This window comes from Sphingomonas sp. BK069, from assembly GCF_014193405.1.
Classification (GTDB): Bacteria; Pseudomonadota; Alphaproteobacteria; order Sphingomonadales; family Sphingomonadaceae; genus Sphingomonas.
In genome coordinates this window covers 48,503-65,496 of the sequence record NZ_JACHZH010000005.1, presented here as the reverse complement: position 1 = coordinate 65,496, position 16,994 = coordinate 48,503, and the positions used below count along the sequence as shown (strand labels likewise).

The following is a 16,994-nucleotide window of genomic DNA, read 5'->3' as shown; positions in this document are numbered from 1 at the left end:
CGTGGAACGCGCCGAGAAGATCGGGCTGGGAGTCGCGGCGGCCGGGCATGTCTTGCTCTTCGGCCTGCTGTCGGTCGGCTTCCTCGACACGCCCAACCCGATCAAGCTGAAGCAGAACCCGGTCGAGGTCAGCCTCGTGCAGGACGTCGCGCTCGAGGCCGCCGCGCCCGCCGCGACCGAGCCGCCGTCGCAGCGCGTGTCGCCCGAGGCGGGCGAGCCGGTCGACTCGCCGCCGCCCGCCGCGGCGCCCCCCGCGCCGGTGCCCGCCCCCGCGCCGGTCCCCGAGCCGCGCCCCGAGCCCAAGCCGGAACCGAAGCCCGCGCCGCCGAAGCCGGCGCCGCCCAAGCCCGCGCCGCCGAAGCCGGCGCCCGCGCCTAAGCCGGAACCCAAGCCGCAGCCCAAGCCCAAGCCGGCGCCGGCGGCGGAGAAGGCGCCGGCCAAGTCCGCGCCGACCAAGCAGCAGAGCGCGGCGAGCGCGCCGAGCAAGGCCAAGGCGCCCGCCGCGGCGGCCAAGGGCAACGGCAAGACCGAGACCGCCAAGGCCGAGCGCGCCAAGGGCGGCCGGCTCGGCAGCGACTTCCTCAAGGGGCTCACCGCGGAGAAGAGCAGCGCCAAGGAGAGCGACGCGCCGCCGTCCGCGGCGCGGGTCGACGCGCGCGCGCTGGCGGGGATCCAGCAGGCGATCGCGCGCCAGATCCAGCCCTGCGCCGACCGCCAGGTCGATCCCGGCCCGGGCGCCAACCAGATCGTCACCACGCTCAACCTGCGGCTCAACCGCGACGGCACGCTGGCGGCGGTGCCGACGGTGGTGCGCCAGTCGGGCGTCGACGACGACAACCAGCGCTACGCGCGGCGCGTGGTCGATCTCGGCATCGCCGCGTTCAAGGGCTGCTCGCCGCTCAAGCTGCCGGCCGAATATTACGCCACCGCCAACGGGGGGTGGAGCAACATCAACTACAATTGGAAGCTGCGGTGATGCGACTCCGACTCTGCGGTTCTACGCCCTTCCGCCGGGCCTCTTCCCTGACCGCCGCCGCGCTGCCGGTGGGGGGACTAACATCGCCCGCTACACCCACTCCGTCATGCCGGACTTGGTCCGGGATCCAGGGTGCTGCAAACTCGTTGAGCGCGGCGCGCGCGGGCCGGTGGATCCCGGACCAAGTCCGGGATGACGGAAGAGGGGCGGGGCGCAGGCGCGGAACCATCATCGGTGCGCTGGCGCCCACCGCGCTCCTCGCCTCCGCCGCCGCGCTGCTCGCCACCCCCGCCGCGGCGCAGCTCGTCCCGCCCGCCGGCGCCCCCGCCGCGCCCGCGCCCGCGCAGCAGCCCGGCACGCCCGTGGGCCAGACCCCGCCGCCACTCGAGGTGGACGTCACCGGCGGCATCTCGGCGCCGATGCCGATCGCGATCCCGCCGATGCCGACCCAGTCGGTGGTGCAGACTCCCGCCGGCCCGACCGACCGGCTCGGCCGCCAGCTCAGCGAGATCGTCGCCAACGACCTGCGCAACTCCGGGCTGTTCAACCCGCTGGCAGGTGCCGCGACGCGCGCGATCGCCTTTCCCGAGGTGACCGCGCCCGCCTACGACTATTGGGGCGGCTCGGGCGCGCAGGCGCTGGTGCAGGGCTATATCCGCGCCAATGGCGACGGCACGCTGACGGTGGGCTGCTACCTCTATGACGTCTCGGCGCGCACCGAGCTGACGCGCCAGGGCTTCGTCGTGCCGCCGTCGGACTGGCGTCGCGCCGCGCACAAATGCGCCGACATGGTCTATACCCGCCTCACCGGCGAGGGCGCCTATTTCGACAGCCGCGTCGTCTATGTCAGCGAGACCGGGCCCAAGGCCAACCGCATCAAGCGGCTCGCGATCATGGACCAGGACGGCGCCAACAGCCGCTTCCTCACCGCCGGCTCGTCGATCGTGCTGACGCCGCGCTTCGCGCCCAACCAGCAGTCGATCGTCTATATGAGCTACGTGGGACGGACGCCCGCCATCTATGTCTACGAGCTCGGCTCGGGGCGGCAGCGGCTGGTGGTGCAGAACGTCGCCACCACCTTCGCGCCGCGCTTCTCGCCGGACGGGCGCTACATTCTTTTCTCGATGGCGCAGGCGGGCAACACCGACCTGTACCGCGTCTCGGCTGCGGGCGGCACGCCGCAGCGGCTGACCAACTCGCCCGGCATCGACACCGGCGGCAGCTATTCGCCCGACGGCTCCCGGATCGTGTTCGAGAGCGATCGCTCGGGCGGACAGCAGATCTACGTGATGAACGCCGACGGCTCGAACCAGCAGCGCATCAGCTTCGGCGGCGGGCGCTACGCCACGCCGGTGTGGAGCCCGCGCGGCGACCTGATCGCCTTCACCAAGATCCAGGGCGCGTTCCGCATCGGCATCATGAGTCCGAACGGCTCCGGCGAGAAGCTGCTGACCAACAGCTGGCAGGACGAGGGACCGTCGTGGAGCCCCAACGGCCGCGTGCTGATGTTCTTCCGCCAGGGCCGCGGCAACGCCGGAAAGGCCGATCTGTGGTCGGTCGACCTGACGGGCGTCAACGAGCGCCGCGTGCCGACGCCGCTCGACGGCTCGGATCCGGCCTGGGGGCCATTGCGCCCGTGAGCGGAAGCGGCGACACTCGATCCTGACATACGATGACCAAGACATTGGCGAACATGGGAGAACACGCGATGGCACGTTTGACGACCACCCTGTTGATGGCGACGGCTCTGGTGGCCACCGCGGCCTGCTCGAAGAAGCGCCCCGACGTGCTGCCGCCCGCCCCCGGCGGCGCACCCGAGGCGCCCCCGGCGCCCGCGACCGACCCCAATGGCGGGATCACGCCGGGCTCGGCGGCCGATTTCAAGCGCTCGGCGCAGAGCGACACGGTGCTGTTCGGGCTCGACATGTATGACATCGACGGCACCGCGCGCGGTATCCTCGACAGCCAGGCGGCGTGGCTGACGCGCTATCCCAACGTGCGCATCACGGTGGAGGGCCATGCCGACGAGCGCGGCACGCGCGAGTATAACCTGGCGCTGGGCGACCGCCGCGCCAATGCGGCGAAGAACTATCTGGTGGCGCGCGGCATCGCGCCGGCGCGGATCACCACGATCAGCTACGGCAAGGAGCGCCCGGTCGCGCTCGGCTCGGACGAGGAGAGCTGGGCGCAGAACCGCCGCGCGGTCACCGTGGTGGTGGGCTGATCCTGCCGCGCCCGACCCGGATCGGGGAAGGGGTGCGGTAATCCCCATTAAGCGTCACTCAAGATGGCGAGTGGCGCCGCACTTCTTTACTCAAGTAATTGACAAAAACGGGGTCGTGACTTTGTTGCTCCATAGCAACAGAGTTGCGACTCTTTTGTTGCAGGGATCACCCTCTCGTCTCGGCCATGGGCGGCCGGGACAAGGGGTGACAGATGAGAAGGGTGACGTTACTCGCCGCGACCGCGCTGGTCAGCGGTATGATCGTGCCGGGCGCGGCGCGCGCGCAGCCGGTGGTCGGCGAGCAGGTCCCGCCGCCGGCCAGCCCATCCTCGGCCGATGGCGCGGAGACGCCGCGCGAGGTGGTGGTCACCGGCTCGCGCATCGTCCAGCCCGCCTATGACGGGGTAATCCCCGGCGCGCAGGTCAGCGGCGAGCAGATCCAGCGCCGCGCCTTCACCAACGCGCTCGACGCGTTGACCGACGTGCCGTTCATCGGCAGCGGCGCCTCGGCCTATGGCGACAACGGCGGCCAGCCCGCCAGCCTCGGTCAGGCCTATGTCGACCTGTTCGATCTCGGCTCGGCGCGGACGCTGACGCTGGTTAACGGCCGGCGCTACGTCTCCGGCAACGCGGCGTCGCTGTTCGTCGCCAACAATGCGCGGGGGTCGCAGGTCGATCTCAGCACGATCCCGGCGGCGCTGATCGCGCGCACCGATGCGGTGACGGTCGGGGGCGCGGTGGCCTATGGCTCGGATGCGATCGCGGGCGTGGTCAACATCGTGCTCAAGGACGACGTGCAGGGCCTCTCGCTCGGCGCGCTGAGCGGGCTGACCGCGCGGGGCGACGGCGCGCGCTATCGGTTGAGCGCGCTCGGTGGGACCAACTTCGCGGACGGCCGCGGCAACGTCACCGTCGCGCTCGAATATGATCGCGACGACGCGCTCTACGGCGACGCGCGCGCGGGCTATCGCGCCAACTGGCAGGCGCCGACGAGCTTCCGCGACGGCGGCGTGCGCAACGCGGCCTACACGCCGACGCTCGATGGCAGCGGCGGCAGCGCGTTCCTCCCCGCCGCCTCGGACAAGGTACCGCGCCTGATCGCGGGGGCGGGCTATCGCGGCGGATCGTTGCTGTACTCGCACCCTGGCGCGGTCTTCAGTTTCGACGCGCCGGGCGACCTAGCCGATGATCTGCCCCGCGACTTCCAGGGCCTGATCACGACCGATCCCAATGATCCGGAAGCCTCACCCGGCTATCGGCCCGAGACGCTATGGACGATGCCGCGCAACACCAACCTTGTGCCCGGTCGCCCGATGGCACGCGGCAACGGCTGCCGGGTGACCGATCTCACCGGCTTCTGCGCCTTTGCGCCGGAGTCGCTGCCGGGCACCCGCGCCGACGAGACCGGCGCGGCGGCGCGCGACGCGTTCGACGCCGCGGTGATCGCGCGCTACGCCCCCGCGCTGGCGGGAGCGGGCGGGACCGCGGCGCAGCGCGACTCGCTTGCGCTCAACCTGCTCCAGGCGCACCTGCCGACCCCGCGCGACTATCTGAAGGTGCATCCCGGCACCGACATCAACGCCTTTATCGGCAGCTTCGTGAAGGGCTTCCTCACCGCGCCCAATCGCAACGCGGCGACCCGCGGCGCGCTGCCGCGCGTGGCCCTGCCGCTCCAGTTCGACGCCAGCGGTGGGCTGCGCGCGATCCTGCCCGCGGTGATCGCCGACCCCGACGTGACGCCGAGCACGACCGGCGCCGCGATCGGCGGCGACCCCGCCGACGTCGACCAGGGCGCGCGGCTTAATCTGCTGCATGCGGAGCAGGACCGCGCCATCGCCGACCTAATCGCGCATTACACCGTGAGCGACGCGCTGACGCTCTACACCGAAAACCACTATGCTCGCGTCCGCAGCGTCGTCCCGCGCGCGGAGGGATGGGGCAATTCGATATCCTACGCGAGCGCGGAATATAGCGCTTTGGCGATCCAGCTGAGCAATCCGTATCTCAGCCAACAGGCACGTGACCTGCTCGGCCAGGCGGGGGTGACCGACCGCTTCCTGCTGTCGCGCAGCAACCAGGACCTCTACGACGGACACCCGACAGTCGCGACCAGCGACACCTATCGCACCGTCGTCGGCGCGCGCGGCGAGTTTCCCGCGTTCGGCAAGACGACGCATTATGACGCGTCGCTCAGCTATGCCGCCAGCGACCTGTTCCACCGCGAGTACCAGATCCGCGACATCGAATATGCGCTCGCCGCCGATGCGGTGCGCGACTCCGCCGGCAACATCGTCTGCCGCGCTCAGACGGCGCAGGGGGCCGCGGTGCTCGGCACGACGCCCTATGGCGTGATCGGCCAGGAGATCGTGCGCGATCGCGACCGCGCCGACCATCTGAGCGAACATTACCTGCGCCGCACCGTGTCGGCCGCGCAGATCGCCGCCTGCCGTCCGCTCGACCTGTTCGGCTACGGGCAGATGTCGGCCGAGGCGCGCGACTATGTGATGGCGCCGACGCTCCTGACCAATCGAGCGCGCATGTTGTTCGGCCAGGCGTCGCTGAGCGGCGCGGTGATCGACCTGCCCGGCGGCACCGCGCGCTACGCGCTGTTCGGTGAATATCGACGCGAGCAGATCGACTATCGCAACGACGAGCTGTCACGGACGGGCGGCACGCGTTCGGTCGCGCTCGCCGACACGCAGGGCCATATCCAATCGGCCGAGTTCGGGGGCGAGGCGATCGTGCCCTTGCTCGGCGAAGACTTCTCCGCACCGCTGTTGCGCGAGCTGCACTTCCAGCCCGGCATCCGCTTTGTCCGCCAGAGCGGCGCCGCGCCTGACGTGCAACTGCTCGACGGCCGCGACATCACGCAGCGCGAGCAGGGCAAGTGGAACCGCATCTGGTCGCTCGCGGGCACGTGGCGCCCGGTCCACGCGCTACAGGTGCGCGGCAACGTCACCCGCTCGATCCGCCAGCCGAGCATCACGGAGCTGTTCCTCGGCGGTCAATCAGCCTTCAGGTGGCCGACCGATCCCTGCGCGTCGAGCGAGATCGGCCAGGGACTGCACCCGCAGACCCGCCTGGCCAACTGCCGACGCGCGGTGATCGACGCCGGTCTGGCGAGCGACACGGCCGGCGCCGACCAGTTCCTCAACACCTACGTGCCCTCGGGTGTGGCGATCACCGGCGTTGACAACGGTACGCCGGGGTTGCGCCCGGAGCGCGGCAAGAGCTGGACGGTCGGCGCGGTGCTCACCCCGGCCTTTCTGCCGCGGCTCAAGCTGAGCGGCGACTATGTCCATGTGCTCGTCGAGGATCAGATCAGCCTGGTCGACTCCGACACCGAGCTCCAGCTCTGCTACGACAGCCCGACCTATCCGGACACGTCGCGCAGTCTGGGGGTTAACACCTGCGGCTTCTACAAGCGCCTGCCGAGCAGCCACCAGCGCGCGTTCGAATTGGCCGATGGCTTCAACGACAGCTTCCTCAATCTCGGCAAGCTCAAGGTGGAGGCGGCCAACGCCACGCTCGACTATTCGGTGCCGCTCGGCGGCGAGAGCGGCAAGCTCACGCTCTACGCCAACGTCTACCGGCTGTTTCACTACCTCAATGCACCGGACAACGACCTGAGCGCCGCTTATGAGTCGGCCGGGAGCATCGGCTTCAGCAAGTGGCGCACGCAGCTGCGTCCGGGCTACGAACGCGGCGGCTTCTTCGCGCAATGGGTGTGGAACTGGAACAACGCCACGCGCTACTTCTCCGCGGGCGCGCCGGTGGAGGGCGCCGATGCCGAGAACGAGATCCGCGACTTCATCCGCGTGCCCGGCTACAGCCTGCACGATGCCACCGTCGGCTATGCCTTCGGCGAGCAGCGGCGCTTCGGACTAACGTTCAACGTCAGCAACGTCTTCGACAAGCTGACCGCGGGCACGGCGGTACAATCCTATGCTTTCAGGAGCACCATCATCGACGACTTCGGCCGCCGCTTCACCTTGAGCGTCGACGTGAAGTGGTGACCGTCCGCGCTCCTGCTCCGGCGGGAGCGCACCCTCACCGCGCCCGCAACGCCCAGCGCATCACCCGGCTCATCCCGTCCGCGCCGGCGCGGATCGCGGGGCGTGCGGCGGCGGGCTGGAGGCGGCCGTGCAGCGCCGCCGCCCAGCCCGGCAGCAGGTCCACCGCCGCCGCGCTCGCCACGGTCAGCGCCGCGGCGGCGGCGGGATCGTCGCCGGGCGCGAGCAGCGCCGCCGCCACCTCGCGCGTGCGATGGTCGGCGCGCAGCGCGGGCAGGATCCGCGCGTAATAGGCCGCCACCGCGGCGCGCGAGCGCGGCACCTCGACGGCGCCGAGCTTCTCCGCCACCACCGCGGTGTCGGCGAGATAGCGGTCCTGCTCGGCCGCGCTCAGCGACGCGTCGCGGTAGCGCAGATAGCCGCGCAGGAAGCTGTCCACCTCCGCGACGTGGATCCAGGTGAGCAGCGCCGGGTCGTCGGCACGATAGGGCGTGCCGTCGGGCAGCGTGCCGGTGACATGGTCGTGAACGCGACGCACCTGCGCGATCGCCCGCTCGGCGGTGTCGGTCGCGCCGAAGGTGGTGATGGCGATGAAGCTGGCGGTGCGGCGCAGCCGGCCGAGCCGGTCGTCGCGGAAGCCGCTATGGTCCCACACCCCGGCCAGCGCGCGCGGGTGGAGCATCTGGAGCAGCAGCGCGGAGATGCCGCCGATCATCATCGCGGAGAAGTCGGCGTGGACCGCCCAGGCGGGCGAGTCGCGCGCGATCAGGCCGGGATCGTCGGCCGCGCGCGCCAGGTCGAGCTGCTCGCTCGCCACCAGCGCGCGCAACCGGTCGCCGAGCGCGCCGCGCGCGCGCTCGACCAGACCGGCCGCGGGGGCGTCGCTCACGCCCCGATCCCCGCGGCCGGCGTCAGGCTCAGGCCTCGGCCGGGGCCGACTTGCGGCGGCCGCGCGGCGCGGGCGCCGGCGTCGGCGCGGCTTCCTCGGCCCCACCGCGGCGCGCGCCGGGCTTCCGGCCGAGGCCGATCTTCTTCGCCATGTCGCGGCGCGCCTGCGAGTAATTCTCGGCGACCATCGGGTAATCGGGCTTCAGGCCGAAGCGCTGGCGATAGTCGTCGGGGGTCAGACCGTGGCCGGCGAGGTGGCGACGCAGCGTCTTGTACGGCTTGCCGTCGATCAGCGAGATCAGATGATCCTTCGACGCCAACGATTTACGCACCGAGACCGCGGGGGTATAGTCGCTCGCGGGCTCCTCCGAGCTGGTCACCGAAGTGCTCGACGACAGGTTCGACACCGCGTCGTGCATCGTGCGCAGAAACGCCGGAACGTCCTCGCCCGAGGCGCGCGTGTTGGGATTGGACAGCCAGGCGATCGTCAGTTCGGTCGCGAGCTCGACCACATTGGTGCTGGCGGTCTCGTCGTTCATCGTAACACTCCTCGAAATGATGATGTGGCGTCTATACAGCGGCTGAGATGCCGTCAACGCGCCTGAGCTAATAGTCATAACATGTGTTCGACAGAAGAGACAGTTGAACTCTTGTTACGGCAGATGTCGCGGCCGGCCGTCCCATATTCGCACGAAGCTTGACCGCCGCACTCCCCCCGTTCCATGATCCCAGAGAGGGTAGAGCATAAGAAAAGGGGTTAATGCATGAAGCTCGGTCGAGGGCGCCGCGCGCTCTGGGGCGCGGTCGCGATCGCGCTGCCACTCGCCGCCTGCGCGAGTGACGGCAAGGATCGTCCCAAGAGCGCCGCGGCCAAGGCGCCGCCGGTGAAATACGCGCGCGATCCTTACCCCTCGACCTATCACGCTTATCCCGGCGTGCCGACGCTGGTGCGCAACGTCACCGTGTTCGACGGCGAGGGCGGGCGGATCGACGGCGGCGCGGTGCTGCTCGCGGACGGCAAGATCGCCGCGGTGGGTCAGTCGCTCGACGCGCCCGCGGGCGCGACCGTGGTCGACGGCGCGGGCAAGTATATCACCCCCGGCATCGTCGACATCCACAGCCATCTCGGCGATTATCCCAGCCCGCAGGTGCAGGCGTTGTCCGACGGCAACGAGGCGACCGCGCCGATCACCGCGGACGTCTGGGCCGAGCACAGCGTGTGGCCGCAGGACCCCGGCTTCGGCCGCGCGCTCGCCAACGGCGGGGTAACGACGCTGCAGATCCTGCCCGGCTCGGCCAACCTGATGGGCGGGCGCAGCGTGGTGCTCAAGAACGTCTACGCGCGGACGATGCAGGCGATGAAGTTCCCCGGCGCGCCCTACGGTCTCAAGATGGCCTGCGGGGAGAACCCCAAGCGCGTCTACGGCAGCAAGAACCGCGAGCCCTCGACCCGCATGGGCAATGTCGCGGTCGATCGCCAGACCTGGGCCAAGGCGGTGGCGTACAAGCGCAAGTGGGACAAGTACGAGAAGGAGGGCGGCGACCCACCCGATCGCGACATCGGCATGGACACGCTGCGCGGCGTGCTCTCGGGCGAGATCATGGTGCAGAACCACTGCTACCGCGCCGACGAGATGGCCATCGTGCTCGATATGGCCAAGGAGTTCGGCTACCATGTCACCGCCTTCCACCACGCGGTCGAGGCGTACAAGATCGCGGACCTGCTCAAGGCCAGCGGCACCTGCGCCGCGGTCTGGGCCGACTGGTACGGCTTCAAGATGGAGAGCTACGACGGGATCGGCGAGAACCTCGCGATCCTCGATCACGCGGGCGCGTGCGCGATGATCCACTCCGACGACGAGAACGGCATCCAGCGGCTCAACCAGGAGGTCGCCAAGGTGCTCTCCTCGGCGCGACATGCCGGCATCCAGGTGAGCGACGCGGCGGCGTGGAAGTGGCTCTCGCTCGGGCCGGCCAAGGCGCTCGGCATCGACCAGCAGACCGGCAGCCTGCGCCCCGGCAAGATGGCCGACGCGGTGCTGTGGAACGGCAATCCGTTCAGCGTCTACACGAGGCCCGAGAAGGTCTGGGTCGACGGCGCGTTGCTCTATGATTCGAGCGACCCGAAGCGCCGCCCGGTGAGCGACTTCGAGCTCGGCCAGCCCGGTTCGGGAGACGTCAAGTGACGCGCGCTTTGCTCCTCCTCGCCGCCAGCGTGCTGGCCATGCCCGCCGCGGCGCAGACGATCGCGATCACCGGCGGCACTGTCGCGATCGGCGACGGCTCGGCGCCGATCGAGCGCGGCACCGTGTTGGTCGCGAACGGCCGCATTGTCGCCGCGGGCGCTGGCGTGGCGGTGCCCGCGGGCGCCGAGGTGGTCGACGCCACCGGCAAATGGGTGACGCCCGGCGTGGTGTCGGCGATGACCGACCTGTCGCTGGTCGACGCCGACGGCGTGTCCGAGAGCAACGACGCGGGCGCGCGCGGCTCGCCGTTCAAGGCCTCGATCGACGTGTCGGTCGCGGTCAACCCGGCGGGGGTGAAGGTCGCCAACGAGCGGCTCGGCGGCGTGACGCGCGCGATCGTCGCGCCCGAGGCGGGCGGGTCTATCTTCGCCGGGCAGGGCGCGGTGATCGACCTTGGCAGCGACCCCGACGCGCTGACCCGCGCGCGCGCGTTCGAATATGTCGAGCTGGGCGAGGACAGCGGCAAGCTCGCCGGCGGCAGCCGCCCCGCGGCCTGGGCGCTGCTGCGCGACGCCTTCCAGCAGGCGCAGGACTACCGCCGCGATCCCAAGGCGTTCGACGGCCGCTCGCGCGATTCGCTGGTGACCCGCGGCGACGCCGAGACGCTGGGGCGCGTGCTCGACGGCCAGCTGCCGCTGCTGGTCCATGTCGAGCGCGCGGCGGACATCCGCCAGGTGCTCGGCATGACGCGCGACTATCCCAGAGTGAAGCTCGTGCTGGTCGGCGTCGCCGAGGGCTGGCTGGTGGCGCGCGAGATCGCCGCGGCGCGCGTGCCGGTGATCGCGCACGCGCTCGCCGATTTGCCCGCCAGCTTCGAGAGCCTGGCCGCGACCGAGTCGAACGTCGGGCGGATGCGCGCCGCCGGGGTGCAGGTGGCGCTCGCCTCCACCGGCGCGTCGGGCGGCGACCATGTGCTGCGCCAGTTCGCCGGCAACCTTGTGGCGATCACGCGCGTGCCGGGCGCGACCGGGCTCGACTGGGGCCAGGCCTGGGCCGCGATCACCAGCGGCCCCGCCGAGGCGATCGGGCTGGGCGGCGAGATCGGCTCGCTGCGTCCCGGCCGTCGTGCGGACGTGGTGCTGTGGGACGGCGACCCGCTCGAGCTGTCCTCGGTGCCGGTCGCGACCTGGGTCGATGGCCGCGCGCAACCGATGCGCTCGCGCCAGACCGACCTGCGCGACCGCTATCTGACGCCGACCGAGGGCGCGCTGCCCAAGGCGTACGAGCGGCGGTGAGGGCGAAATCCTCCCCGGCACGGGGAGGGGGACCGCTCGCGAAGCGAGTGGTGGAGGGGGCTCGCCGCCGCTCACGCACCGGCTCGCGTGCGGAGAACCCCCTCCACCACCGGCTTCGCCGGCGGTCCCCCTCCCCGCCAAGCGGGGAGGATTTGAGCTGCTCCGCGCACCTTCCCACCCCTCCCCATTGAAACCCCGGCGCGTCTCCCGCATTCAACGCGCCACATGACCTCCACCGCGCGTTCGCTCGGCGACAGCTTCGCCACCGTCCCCATCCCCGAGGGGGCGGGTTTCTGGCGCAAGCTGATGGCCTTCGTCGGGCCGGGCTGGCTCGTCGCGGTCGGCTATATGGACCCGGGCAATTGGGCGACCGACATCGCTGGCGGCTCGGCGTTCGGCTACACGCTCCTCTCGGTCGTGCTGCTGTCGAACCTGATGGCGATCGTGCTCCAGGCGCTGTCGGCGCGGCTCGGTATCGGCGCGGGGCTCGATCTCGCGCAGGCGTGCCGTCAGCACTCGTCGCGCCCGGTCGCCTGGCTGCTGTGGGGGCTGGCCGAGATCGCCATCATCGCCTGCGACCTCGCCGAGGTGCTGGGCACCGCGATCGCGCTCAAGCTGCTGTTCGGCCTGCCGCTGGTGTACGGCGTCATCGTCACCGCGCTCGACGTTTTCCTGATCCTCGCGCTGCAGCGCTACGGCTTCCGTCGGCTCGAGGCGTTCATCGCCAGCCTGCTGATCATCATCGCCGGCTGTTTCGCGTTCGAGCTGTTCTGGGCCAACCCCGACTGGGGCGGCGCCGCGCGCGGGCTGGTGCCCTCGCGCGAGGTGGTGACCAACCCGGCGATGCTCTACATCGCGATCGGTATCCTCGGCGCGACGGTGATGCCGCATAATCTCTACCTTCATTCCTCGATCGTGCAGACGCGCGCGTACGGCAGCGGCGCGCGCGACCGGCGCGAGGCGCTCACGCTCGCGACGATCGACTCCACGGTGGCGCTGGGGCTGGCCTTCTTCATCAACGCGGCGATCCTGATCCTGGCAGCGGCGGCCTTCCACACCGCCGGCCGCACCGAGGTGGCCGAGATCGAGCAGGCGCACGAGCTGCTGTCGCCGATGCTCGGCGTCGGCGGCGCGAGCGCGGTGTTCGCGGTGGCGCTGCTCGCGAGCGGGCAGAACTCGACCGTGACGGGCACGCTGGCCGGGCAGATCGTGATGGAGGGGTTCCTCGACGTGCGGCTGCCGGTGTGGCTGCGCCGGCTGGTGACGCGCGCGATCGCGATCGTGCCGGCGGTGCTGGTGGTGGCGGCGATGGGCGACCGCGGCGCGACCGAGCTGCTGGTGCTGAGCCAGGTGGTGCTGAGCCTCCAGCTGCCGTTCGCGGTGATCCCGCTGGTGGCCTATACCGCCAACCGCCGCCTGATGGGCGAGTTCGCCGCGCCGCGCTGGCTGGCGGGGCTGGCGTGGGGAATCGCGGCGGTGATCGTCGCGCTCAACGGCTATCTGCTGTGGGGGATGATGGCGGGCTGAGACGCTCTCCCGCCGTCACGCGACCCCGCGGCGGGTCGGCGCGTGGAAGTCGGGGGGCTTGTCGGCGATCCAGCCGAGGAAGCGCGCGATCGCGGGCCAGCCGCGGATCGCGTCGAGCGTCCCGGCGCGGGCGAGCGCGCCGTTGTCCGCGGCGGCGTGGATCGCGCGGTGGCAGATCGGGTGGAGCGGCACGGTATCGCGCCCGCCCTCGCTGCGCGGCACGACATGGTGCCACTCGACACGGCGACCGAGCGGGCGATCGCACAGCGCGCAACGATCCGGGAGCGCGGTCTCGGTCGCAGCGCGCCGCTCGGCCTCGACCAGTCCCTGCTTGCGCCGCACGCGTCCTGCCATGCGGGCCGGAATGTGCGGGATGGGCAGGGTGTTCCGGCGGAAGGGCGGCAGAGCGAAGCGTGAGGGACGGACCTATCCGCTTTCGTCATCCTGAGCTTGTCTCAGGATCCACGTCGCGGCAAACCCAGCGGTGGCGATACCTGCGGCACGGTGGATCCTGAAACGAGTTCAGGATGACGCTAAGTGAAGGGCAAGGTGCCGCGTTCTTCCAGATGCAGACGCGCTCCTGCGTGCGCAGGAGCACAGCCACGTCACCGCCGCCGGCGTCCCCTTGCCGGCACCGCCTGCGCCGACAGCGCGGCGAGCAGCGCCTTGGCGGCCTCGGTCTCGGCCTCCTGCTTGCTGGTCCCCTCCGCGAGCATCTCGTCCTTGCCGACGGTCGCGCGCACGGTGAAGCGCGGCGCGTGGCCCGGCCCGGCGCGATCGATGATCGCGTAGGAGGGCACCGCGCGGCGGTTGGCGGCGGCCCATTCCTGCAGCGCCGATTTGGGATGCTGCGGCGCGCGCGCCTCGACATGGACCTTGTCCTGCCACAGCCGCCGCACCGCCGCGCGCGCGGGCGCCAGACCGGCGGTGAGATACACCGCGCCGAGCAGCGCCTCGACCACGTCGCCCAGCACGTTGTCGCTGTGCTGCGCGCCGTCGTCGCGCGCCTGCTTGCCGAGCCGCACGCGCGCGTCGGCGCCGATCTCGCGCGCCACCTCGGCGCACACCGCGCCGGTGACGAGCGCGTTGAAGCGTTTCGACAATTGCCCCTCAGGCTCGGCCGGGAACAGCTCCACAAGCCACTCGGCCATCGAGAGCCCGAGCACCCGGTCGCCGAGGAACTCGAGCCGCTCGTAGCTGGCGCCGGTCTGCCCCTCTGCGTGGCTGCTGTGCGTCAGCGCTCGGACGAACGGCGCGGTGTCGTCGGGCCGGACGCCGAACTGCGCCTCGACCCAGCCGGCGAGGTCGTCGCCGGCGTCGCTCAAAAACCCTCCCCGATGCGGCGGAAGCGCGCCGCCGAGACCCAGGTCCAGGGCTTGAGCCACTCGGCCGAGCCGTCGGTCGACCAGAAGGTGACCACCGCCTTGCCCTCGATCCGCTCCATCGGGATATAGCCCATGCCGACCGGCGGGGCGAAGCGGCTGTCCGCCGAATCGTCGCGGTTGTCGCCCATCAGGAAGACGTTGCCCGCGGGCACCTTGTACACGTCGGTGTCGTCGGCGACCGGGATATTCTCCTGGTCCAGCACATTGTAGCTGCGGCCGCCCGGCAGCGTCTCGCGGAAGCGCGGGTAGCGGCAGATCGGCTGCCCCTGCGCGTCGCTGTCCTGGAAGCGCGCACCGCACTTCTCGGCGGGGAAGTTGGGCGAGAGCGGCACGACGAAGTCCGCGACTCGCTGCTTGGGGATCGCCTGGCCGTTGAGGAACAGCTGGCCGTCCCGCATCTGCACCGTGTCGCCGGGCAGGCCGATCACGCGCTTGATCACGTCATGGTCGTCCGGCCCCATCGAGCGGAACACCACGGTGTCGCCGCGGGTCGGATCGTGCGCGAAGATGCGGCCGGGGATCAGCGGCACGCCCCACGGCAGCGACCAGCGGGAGTAGCCGTAGTTCCACTTGGAGACGAACAGATAGTCGCCGATCAGCAGCCGCGGCAGCATCGACTCGCTCGGGATCGAGAAAGGCGAGAAGATGAAGCTGCGCAGCACGAATACGAAGAGCGCCAGCTTCAGCAGGAAGCGGACCGTCTCGGCGGTTTCCGAACGCGCGGGCTTGCCGGCGGCAGTGGGGGTGGCCATGAAGCACCGCGTCGCGCAACCGTCGCGTCGCGTCAAGCGGAGCCTTGGCGCCGCCGGCCCGTTGTGCGCCGCGACACGAGACAGCCGGAAGGACAGATGACATGGCGGACTGGTCGACGATCGAGGCGCTGCCGCAGGAGCGGCTCGAGGCGCTCTTCGCCGAGGACCCGGATCGGTTGAAGCGGCTGTCGCTCGACGTCGCGGGCATCCACTTCGACTGGTCCAAGACGCACCTCAGCGCCGCGGCGCTCACCGCCTTCGAGGCGCTGGCCAAGTCGGTCGACCTCGCGGGCAAGCGCGAGGCGATGTTCGCGGGCGCCAACGTCAACGTCACCGAGGACCGCCCGGTCGAGCACACCGCCGAGCGCGGCGAGGGCAAGGCCGAGAGCGTGGCGCGCGCGGCCTCGTACCACGCACGGATGCGCGGGCTGATCGACGCGATCGAGGCCGAGGCGTTCGGCCCGGTGCGCTCGATCCTGCACGTCGGCATCGGCGGCTCGGCGCTCGGGCCGCACCTGCTGGTCGACGCGCTCGGCCGCGGCAGCGACCGCTACGACGTCGCGATCGTCTCCAACGTCGACGGCATGGCGCTGGACGACGTGTTCGACGACTTCGACCCCGAGACGACGCTGCTGGTGGTCGCCTCCAAGACCTTCACCACCACCGAGACGATGATGAACGCGGAGAGCGTCATCCAGTGGATGACCGGCGCGGGCGTCGAGGACCCGTACGGCCGCGTGATCGCGCTGACCGCCTCGCCCGAGAAGGCGATCGAGTGGGGCGTCGACGAGACCCGCATCCTGCCCTTCTCCGAGGGTGTCGGCGGCCGCTACTCTTTGTGGTCGTCGATCGGCTTTCCCGCCGCGATCGCGCTCGGCTGGGACCAGTTCGAGGAGCTGCTCGAGGGCGCGGCCGAGATGGACCGCCACTTCCGCCTCGCCGCGCTGCACGAGAACGCGCCCGCGCTCGCCGCCTTCGCCGACCTCTATTACACCCAGGTGCGCCACGCCGAGACGCGCGCGCCCTTCGCCTATGACGAGCGGCTGCGGCTGCTGCCGAGCTACCTCCAGCAGCTCGAGATGGAGTCGAACGGCAAGGGCGTGACGGTCGACGGTCAGCCGGTCGGCCGCCCGACCGCGCCGATCACCTGGGGCGGGGTGGGCACCGACGCGCAGCACGCGGTGTTCCAGCTGCTCCACCAGGGCACGCATCTCGTGCCGGTCGAGTTCCTCGCGGTGATCGAGGCGGGCGACACGCTGCCGGCGGAGCATCACCGCCAGCTGCTGCTCAACGCCTTCGCGCAGGGCGCGGCGCTGATGACGGGCAAGCAGGTCGACGATCCGGCGCGCAGCTATCCCGGCGACCGCCCGTCGTCGACTTTGCTGCTCGACCGGCTCGACGCGCGCACGCTCGGCGCGCTGATCGCGTTCTACGAGCATCGCGTGTTCGTGAACGGCGTGCTGCTGGGGATCAACTCCTTCGACCAGTTCGGTGTCGAGCTGGGCAAGGAGATGGCCAAGGCGGCGGCCAAGGGCGGCGGTGACTTCGACGCCTCCACCGCGGACCTGATCCGACGCGCCTTCGGGGAGTGAGGGAGAGCGGCCGCCCTATCCTCTGCGCTGGCATCATCCTGAACTCGTTTCAGGATCCACTTGGCCGCTCTCTCCGCGGCCAAGTGGAGGACGTAGCGCTCGCCGACCGCGTCACGGTCCCCCAGCGGCGGCTGCGACCGCTGCGCCGTGGATCCT

General features: G+C 70.9%; 13 protein-coding genes. 8 read left to right on the top strand and 5 right to left on the bottom strand.

The genetic code is table 11. The features are described 5' to 3' along the window. Position 1: 1 nt before the first annotated feature. From FHY02_RS15715 to FHY02_RS15700, 4 genes are all read left to right on the top strand, one after another. Complete coding sequence (locus FHY02_RS15715; RefSeq protein ID WP_183923870.1) at positions 2–976, top strand: cell envelope biogenesis protein TolA; 975 nt, start codon at positions 2–4, stop codon at positions 974–976. A 275-nt stretch (positions 977–1,251) separates the two neighbouring features. Then, positions 1,252–2,616 (top strand): Tol-Pal system beta propeller repeat protein TolB, encoded by a 1,365-nt coding sequence (gene tolB / locus FHY02_RS15710; protein ID WP_260172958.1) that lies wholly within the window; start codon positions 1,252–1,254, stop codon positions 2,614–2,616. 68 nt (positions 2,617–2,684) lie between these two features. Further along, a complete protein-coding gene (gene pal, locus FHY02_RS15705) occupies positions 2,685–3,200 on the top strand; it encodes a peptidoglycan-associated lipoprotein Pal (protein ID WP_132909553.1) in 516 nt (171 codons plus the stop codon). Positions 3,201–3,412: 212 nt separating this feature from the next. After that, positions 3,413–7,216, top strand: coding sequence for a TonB-dependent receptor domain-containing protein (locus FHY02_RS15700; protein WP_183923868.1), 3,804 nt, complete (start codon positions 3,413–3,415; stop codon positions 7,214–7,216). 34 nt (positions 7,217–7,250) lie between these two features. On the opposite strand, the gene FHY02_RS15695 is transcribed toward FHY02_RS15700, so the two are convergent. Continuing rightward, entirely contained in the window at positions 7,251–8,102 is an 852-nt protein-coding gene (locus FHY02_RS15695; protein ID WP_311731858.1) for an oxygenase MpaB family protein, read from the bottom strand. Positions 8,103–8,130: 28 nt separating this feature from the next. Further along, the gene (locus FHY02_RS15690) at positions 8,131–8,640 is read right to left on the bottom strand and encodes a MucR family transcriptional regulator (RefSeq protein WP_183923866.1); all 510 of its coding nucleotides are present in this window, start codon (positions 8,638–8,640) and stop codon (positions 8,131–8,133) included. 225 nt (positions 8,641–8,865) lie between these two features. Here FHY02_RS15690 and FHY02_RS15685 point away from each other — a divergent pair, with 225 nt between their 5' ends. From FHY02_RS15685 to FHY02_RS15675, 3 genes are all read left to right on the top strand, one after another. After that, on the top strand, positions 8,866–10,287 hold the full coding sequence (locus FHY02_RS15685; protein WP_183923864.1) for an amidohydrolase: 1,422 nt from the start codon (positions 8,866–8,868) through the stop codon (positions 10,285–10,287). A gap of 38 nt (positions 10,288–10,325) precedes the next feature. Continuing rightward, complete coding sequence (locus FHY02_RS15680) at positions 10,326–11,582, top strand: amidohydrolase family protein (RefSeq protein WP_183924352.1); 1,257 nt, start codon at positions 10,326–10,328, stop codon at positions 11,580–11,582. Positions 11,583–11,807: 225 nt separating this feature from the next. After that, complete coding sequence (locus FHY02_RS15675) at positions 11,808–13,109, top strand: Nramp family divalent metal transporter (protein ID WP_183923861.1); 1,302 nt, start codon at positions 11,808–11,810, stop codon at positions 13,107–13,109. Positions 13,110–13,124: 15 nt separating this feature from the next. On the opposite strand, the gene FHY02_RS15670 is transcribed toward FHY02_RS15675, so the two are convergent. The 3 genes from FHY02_RS15670 to lepB all read right to left on the bottom strand — a co-directional run bounded on the left by FHY02_RS15670 (position 13,125) and on the right by lepB (position 15,246). After that, a complete protein-coding gene (locus FHY02_RS15670; protein ID WP_183923859.1) occupies positions 13,125–13,463 on the bottom strand; it encodes an HNH endonuclease signature motif containing protein in 339 nt (112 codons plus the stop codon). A gap of 251 nt (positions 13,464–13,714) precedes the next feature. After that, positions 13,715–14,434 (bottom strand): ribonuclease III, encoded by a 720-nt coding sequence (gene rnc, locus FHY02_RS15665; RefSeq protein ID WP_260172940.1) that lies wholly within the window; start codon positions 14,432–14,434, stop codon positions 13,715–13,717. After that, a complete protein-coding gene (gene lepB / locus FHY02_RS15660) occupies positions 14,431–15,246 on the bottom strand; it encodes a signal peptidase I (protein WP_183923857.1) in 816 nt (271 codons plus the stop codon). The genes rnc and lepB overlap by 4 nt, the downstream gene beginning before the upstream one ends. A 101-nt stretch (positions 15,247–15,347) precedes the next feature. Here lepB and pgi point away from each other — a divergent pair, with 101 nt between their 5' ends. Further along, on the top strand, positions 15,348–16,838 hold the full coding sequence (pgi, locus tag FHY02_RS15655) for a glucose-6-phosphate isomerase (protein ID WP_183923855.1): 1,491 nt from the start codon (positions 15,348–15,350) through the stop codon (positions 16,836–16,838). Positions 16,839–16,994: the final 156 nt, after the last annotated feature.